Annotated in this window: 6 protein-coding genes and 2 pseudogenes; 2 read left to right on the forward strand and 6 right to left on the reverse strand. The window is 65.7% G+C overall.

Annotation, left to right across the window (positions count from 1 at the left end; genetic code table 11):
• The first annotated feature begins 848 nt into the window (after window positions 1-848).
• Window positions 849-1298 (forward strand): hypothetical protein, encoded by a 450-nt coding sequence (locus ABSG20_RS26750; protein ID WP_423867493.1) that lies wholly within the window; start codon window positions 849-851, stop codon window positions 1296-1298.
• An 88-nt stretch (window positions 1299-1386) separates the two neighbouring features.
• Here the strand turns inward: ABSG20_RS26750 and ABSG20_RS26755 are convergent, their stop codons facing one another.
• The 6 genes and pseudogenes from ABSG20_RS26755 to ABSG20_RS26780 all read right to left on the reverse strand — a co-directional run bounded on the left by ABSG20_RS26755 (window position 1387) and on the right by ABSG20_RS26780 (window position 5681).
• Complete coding sequence (locus tag ABSG20_RS26755) at window positions 1387-1842, reverse strand: PA2169 family four-helix-bundle protein (protein ID WP_423867494.1); 456 nt, start codon at window positions 1840-1842, stop codon at window positions 1387-1389.
• Window positions 1843-1944: 102 nt separating this feature from the next.
• On the reverse strand, window positions 1945-3174 hold the full coding sequence (locus ABSG20_RS26760) for a Coenzyme F420 hydrogenase/dehydrogenase, beta subunit C-terminal domain (RefSeq protein WP_423867495.1): 1230 nt from the start codon (window positions 3172-3174) through the stop codon (window positions 1945-1947).
• Window positions 3168-3338 (reverse strand): annotated as a pseudogene (locus ABSG20_RS26765) (DUF427 domain-containing protein); the annotation flags it as partial. The pseudogene ABSG20_RS26765 and the gene ABSG20_RS26760, both read right to left, overlap by 7 nt.
• Before the next feature lie 49 nt (window positions 3339-3387).
• Window positions 3388-4908, reverse strand: coding sequence for a dienelactone hydrolase family protein (locus tag ABSG20_RS26770; protein WP_423867496.1), 1521 nt, complete (start codon window positions 4906-4908; stop codon window positions 3388-3390).
• Window positions 4909-5055: 147 nt separating this feature from the next.
• Window positions 5056-5514, reverse strand: a complete 459-nt coding sequence (locus ABSG20_RS26775) for an SRPBCC family protein (RefSeq protein WP_423867497.1) — start codon at window positions 5512-5514, stop codon at window positions 5056-5058.
• Window positions 5511-5681, reverse strand: coding sequence for a hypothetical protein (locus ABSG20_RS26780; RefSeq protein WP_423867498.1), 171 nt, complete (start codon window positions 5679-5681; stop codon window positions 5511-5513). Before ABSG20_RS26780 ends, ABSG20_RS26775 begins: the two co-directional genes overlap by 4 nt.
• A 9-nt stretch (window positions 5682-5690) precedes the next feature.
• Between ABSG20_RS26780 and ABSG20_RS26785 the strand changes: the two are divergent.
• Window positions 5691-6246, forward strand: a pseudogene (locus ABSG20_RS26785) (adenylate/guanylate cyclase domain-containing protein); the annotation flags it as partial.

A 6246-nucleotide genomic window follows, 5' to 3' on the forward strand; every position in this document is an offset into this window, starting at 1 on the left:
GTAAAACCATTGCGTGCGGGAATGCCGGGTGTTTTCCGGTGCCTCGCTGTGAATACTCGTGTGCGTGATGGCCGTTTTCTGCACGCGAGGCTGCGGGTGCCACTGGGCATCCGGCATTCCCCGCGCCCTCTGTTCTCTCGGGGCGATGAGTTTCCTGGCAAAGCCCGGGCGCCTCGCGCCGCGGGGCTGCGAACGCATATTTAGAACCACCGTCATTGCGAGGAGCCATTGCGACGAAGCAATCCAGCTTTCTCTCCGCGGCGGCAAAGCTGGATTGCTTCGCTAACGCTCGCAACGACGATCTCAGACTATTCTTTCGTGGCTGTTTGAAAAGTGCATCGGAAATTTGCAGGGTGGGCAAAGCCGCCGGGTCGCGCGAATGCGCGAACCGGTGGCGTGCCCACCAACTTAAGAATCATCTCAAGCTATGGGGCGGGCGCGGCGCGAAGAACGCCTTTGGCTTAAGCTTGCGAATCTAACACAAACCTGGACGCCCCTGTTTCCGCTCCTGCATTAACAGGGCTTAACAGGGAAAAGTTGTTGTCTTTCGGGGACACAACTTTCCCAATCGCCTGGATAGCCCTGCTTGTCAGCGCGGCCCGTGGCTGTCGATTGCGGCGTGCCTGCCTGACACACCGCCGCCGTGCTGGTCGTCTGTGGCAGCCATCCTTGCCGCGAAGATCGGATTGAGCTGACACTGGATGCGTCAATATCGCATTGCGGTCCGGAGTGCCATCGGCAGCTTCGGTGCGAGAAGCCCGCGGTCGGCTAAAATCGCGCGATCCAGGCCGGAACAATCGAAATCACATCGCATTGTCGTAGCGGTTTGACAGACGGAGGCGAGCGCAATGCAGGGCGACAATGCAATCAGCTGGTTGATGTTTTTCACGTTGGCGGCGACGGTGTTTATCATAGCCGGCGCCTTCATCCAGTTCCTTCGCTCGCGCACCAACCGCGAAATCGCGGCGGCGGCGCTGCAAGGGGAGGGGTCGCGGACCGCCGCGCCGCGCAGCAGTGCCGGCACCGAGTTGATCGGGTTTGCCGTGCTGGCCCTTGCCATGATGGGTCTGCTCGCAGCCGGCTACCACGGCAAATCGCGAACCGAGACCGCGCAGATGCCGACGCCGGTCGGTGGCAACACCACCGGCATGGCGCAATCGCCGGGCATGGCGAACCAGCCCAAACCGTACCAGCCGGCCAACCCCGCGCCCGACACGCGCGCCGCACCGACATCGTCGGATACCGGCGTGGGTCCGGCGAACGGATCGACTGGTCAGCCGACCGATCAGGCCAAGTAGCGTTTCAAGTAGCACCGGGAATGTTTCCATGCGATGGCGATCGGGAGCCCGCGGGCTCCCGATCCTTTTCTCTTCGTCATGCTGCCCCTTATGCGGCCGATTGCTTGCTCGCCGCTTTCTGCGTCTCCATCTCCAGGATCTTTCGCGCCAGCGCGCTGCGCTGTGCCGTCAAAAGACTTGCAATCTCGGCCGGCGGCCTGCCATCCCGCAGTGCCTTGTCGTATTTCGCCACATTGCGCTTTTCGCCGTCGATCAGGCCTGGCAACACGCTGGCATCGAGGCCGTTGAACAGCGAACGCACATCCATGATGGTCTTGTGCACCGTGGTCATGAAGGAGCCTTCGTCATCGGCCTTCTCCCCGGCCGCGCCGAGCGTTCGCGCCAGCGCTTCGGCATGGCTCTCATGGAGCGCGACCAGTTCGGAAAACAGCGGCGTCATGCCCTTGCCTTCGGCGTCTTCGAGCGCTTCCTGGTAGCCGTTGCGCGCGTCGATCGCGGCGGTGTGCAGCGATTTCAGATCATCCAGAACCTGTTGATCCAGCATTCTCTCCTCCGTGAACAGCGACGCCGCAACCCGATGCGAGACATCCGGTCGGCGCCGGCGGCAGTCAACGGGGCAGCGTCGGGCTTGTTCCGGCTCGCGGGCCTACCGCCGCTCGCCGCTCCCGGGCTCGATACCGTACGGCTTCACCAGCGCCCAGACATGGGCGGGCACCATGTTCTTCACGCGCTTGGGGTATTGCCGGCGCAGATGCAGCACGGTCTCGACCGCTTTCATCTCGACGCGGGCGCGGGCGAATTCCAGCCCGCGCGGACCGATCCTGGGCATCAGCCAGCCCATGATCGGCCGCAGCCAGTTCGGCATGCTGCGCAAGGGAAGGCCGCCGGCGGCCAGCTCGACATTCTTCAGGAAGCCCTTGACCGGACCGGCACGCTTGCCGGCGCTGCCGGGCGCACGCGTCGTCACTTCATCGCCGAGCAGGCCGAGCAGTTCCTCGCCGCGGGCGTTGCGCACCAGAAGCCATTGCTCGCCCTCGCCGCCCATATAGCCGACGGTGATGTCGGCCAGCACGTTGGTGTAGTCGACGCAGGTGCGGCAGGTGATCGGAAAGAAATCCGGCGGCAGTTTTGAGATCGGCAATTGCAGAAACGGGATTTCCTTGACGCGGCCGTCGCGAAAACGAAGCTCGACGTGATAGTCGGCGCGGAATTCAAGATAGGTGATGCTGTCCGGATCGTCGGCGAGCAGATCGAGAAAGCGGTGGAAATTCTCGGTCTTGGTGTTGTCCGAGCAGGGTGTGCCGACCACGTAAAGCCGCTCGAAACCGAGCTTTTCTTCCAGCGCCCGCAGGGCGTAGACTTGGCAGGGAATGCCGATCACCGCAAGCCGGGTAAAGCCGCGCGCCCGTGCCGGTTCCAACAGCGCCAGGAGCGGCGCGTAGCCCATCCGCATGCCACGGCATTGCGCCATGCCTGAGGCTGCGGTGACCAGCACGGGCACCGGCTTCCATTTATCGTCCTTGTCAGGCGCCATGGTCAGCACGGCATCGACCGCGCCGGTTTCCAACAGCCGCTCGCCGATCCGGGTTGCGATGCCGGTCCATTGCGCGCCCTCTCGCGGCTTCAACATGGCCGCGCGCAGCATGCGGCGGAACGGACCGAAGAACATCTCGTCGGGGCGCCGCGCGTCGCGCTCACGGCCATGGACGCGCGCTTCGAGCGCGGCATAGTCCGGCTTGATGAACTGGCAGGCCTGGCCGCATTGTCTGGGATCGCTGGAGCGCGAGATGCCGCAATCGGTGCAGAGTTCGCGCGGCGCGGCCGCGGCAAGCGCGGGCGACCATAGCGGCGAAGTCGGTTCGGCCGGGGCTACCACGCCTGCGTTCCCGGCGCGCCCTTGAACGGCCCCGTGATGCGCGCGGTAATCCAGCCGCCGTGGAAATCGCCGGCTTGCGGCTGCACGCGTTCGTCGCCGACGAAGCATGCATCGACGCGCGAGGCGTAGAAGGCGACATCGATACGTTCCGGATGAAACATGGGGCCTCTGCAGGTTGATGCATCTGTTTTCGATCGAAGCAGATCATGGAATTCATCGCACCACCATCGGAAAGGTCACCGCGATGGCCCAGGCGAACACCGCGGCGTTGGCTATGGCGCCCGGCAGCGGATGGCGGGTCGCCCGGTAGCTCCAGCGGCTGATCAGCCCGAACGCCAGAAACAACAGCAGGATCGCCGGTACGATGATGGCGAGGAAGAACAGTTTTGGCGGATTGAGAACGATGGCAATGGCGAGCGAGGTGAGCAGACAGAATTTGCTCAGCACATAGGCCCCAGGCCGGGCCTGCGCGCCGCGGGTCAGCCATTCGTCAACGATGAAGTAGGGCAGGGTGCCGCAGGCAATCGCGGCGATCAGCGGGATTCTCGCCGGGATCGGCCAGAATGAAAAGACGTAACTGTCGAGCGGCCAGCCGAACGCGATGATGTTATAGGCGGCAATCGCGAGCGCGGCGATCGCCAGGTTTTGCCACGATACCGCCGATCGTTGCGGCCGGTTTGGCCGCCCGTGCAAAGCAAACAACAACGCCGCGGTGAGTACACCATAAAGCAGAAAATGCAGCGTCAGGTAATCGCCGAGCAGGATCGGCAGGAAGTCGGTCGGCATCTTCCACAACAAGAGCGGTGTCAACAGCGCCGGCGCGACGGCAGCGATGAGAAGCCTGCCCCAGCCCAGGCCGGCGCCGCAATAGGTCTCGCTCGCTGACGGCAGCAGCGACGACAACGGCCAGGCCAGCGCGATGATGCCGGCGAATAGCAGCGCCAGCCAGCGCCCGCGGCTGTCGACGAACTCCTGTTGCTGCCGCCCGAATGCTTCGTTCATCCATCGCAAGGCTTCCACCATGCTGTCGTGGCTGTAGAGCACGCCGATGTGTTCGACGCCGCGCGCCAGCACCAGCCGCCGCGCGGTGCCGTCGGCAAAGCTGCCATAGGTCTCGCCCGCGACCGCCTTGCCAGCGGCGGCGAGACCGACAATGCGCAGCCCCTCGTTGCGCAGTATCGCGGGCTCCAGGGCGCCGACGATCACCAGGAGATTGCGCGGGCTATAGGCGGTGACGACCGGGGAGAATACCGAGACCGCAACGGTTGCCTGCACCTCCGGATCGGCTTGCGCATAGCGCACCACGATGTCGGAGGCCATCGAATGGCCGAGCACCCCGAGGCGACCATCGCTTTCCGGCAAGGCCCGCGCGTAGGTGGCGACCTCGCCGAGCTCGCTCAGGAGCTGCGAGGTGATGCTCAGGCCTTCGGTGATGTCGCCGCGCATCGGCAGGGGATTGCGGCCATGGCCGAGGAAATCGAAGGTAACGGCGATATAGCCATTGCGCGCCAGCGTCTCGGCGAATGGCTGCATCAATTGCTGCGAGCCGGCGAAGCCGTGCGCGATCACGACCACCGGGGCGGGCCCGGTCGCTTGCGGATGAAAAACCGTGACCGGCGTCTGGCCGGCTTCGGTGCGGACGATGCGCAGGCCCGTGTTGGCATCCTGGAGTTCGATAAGCCCGATCGCAACGCAAATCGCCGCGGCGGCTGCGACGACGAGTCTTGAAATCATCAGGCCTCATCCGCGAACTGCGGCGCACGACGTGCCGCTTCAAAATCGCCGCTCAGGAGTTCTGCAGTCATGGTCTTTCTCGACGCCGGAATTTGCTGGATGAAATGGACTGCTCAGGCGGGGAAAGGGCTCCGCCGGCAGCCGCCGTCACGCCGTACCGCATGGCGGACGGGAGCCTGAATCGGGACCGGGATCGCCGCCGGCGGCGGCTACGGCCAACCGGCCGAAGTAATGCTCCCAGCCCTGCGCATGCAGAGCACATTGTGCGGCGTCGGGCAGGCCCGTTTGGGTGATGCAGAGCAGCGTGCCGCCATCCTTGTCGATCAGGTCGATCTCGATCAGGCTCGATCCCGGGGGCACGGCCTCGTCGCCCTCCCAGCCGAAGCTGTAGGCGAGGCGGTGGACCGGTACGACCTCGCGGAAAGCGCCGCGCGCAGCTCGGGCGCCGATGCCGTTGATCAAATAGAGCCCGCCCGGATGGGCCTCCATCGTCGCCTCGGTGCCGATCCAGCGCAGGATCTTCTCGGGGTCGGTCAAGAAGGCGAACACCGTGGCAGGCGCGGCCGCGATCTGCGTCTCGCGCCGGACCACAAGCGGTTCAGTCATTCGGAGGTCTCCCTGGGATAGTCGCCGGCAACCCGCTCCCGCGCCAGGATCCGCGTCGGGTTGGCGAGGGGGTCGAGCATGGTATCCATCCCGCATGAAAACATATTGTTGGGCAAGATCAAGCTGGCGCTGGCGCAGCGGGTGACAATGCCCGGCTGCGGCCGCATGATCGAAGCATGCAGCTGTCCTCGACGCTCGCCTGGCTCGTCGACGCCGCCGGCGCGGCGGCGGGCGCCGACCGATTTTTGGCGGAGCTCGGCACGCGCCTCGTCGCCGACGGCGTGCCGCTCACGGCGGGCACCCTGACCTTGGCCGTGCCGCACCCGATCATCGCTCGCCGCACCTGGCTGTGGCGGGCCGAAACCGGCGCGGTGATCGAAGCCCTCGGCTTCGCGGCGGAGGTCGCAGCCGCGGCGCCGGCGGGTCCGCCTGGCGATCCCGGCCGGAGCTGGCTGGCCGGGCTCGGGGCCGGGCCGGTGCATGAGGACATCATCGGGTCGGGCCCGGACCGGCCCGTACTCGGGTGGATCGCGTCGGGTCCGTTCACGGCCGTCGAGGCGGACCAGCTGCGCCTGGCGGCACGGTTCGCCGCGGCGCCGCTCGCCGTCCTTGTGGCGCGTGCCACGCTGAGCGCGGTGCTCGAGGCCTATCTCGGCCGGCGCAGCGCCGCGCGGGTGCTGGCGAGGCCGCTGCGGCGCGAAGTCGGCGAGACCATCCACGCCGCGCTGATCT

Source organism: Bradyrhizobium sp. (genome assembly GCF_049512235.1).
In the GTDB taxonomy this organism is placed as follows: domain Bacteria; phylum Pseudomonadota; class Alphaproteobacteria; order Rhizobiales; family Xanthobacteraceae; genus Bradyrhizobium.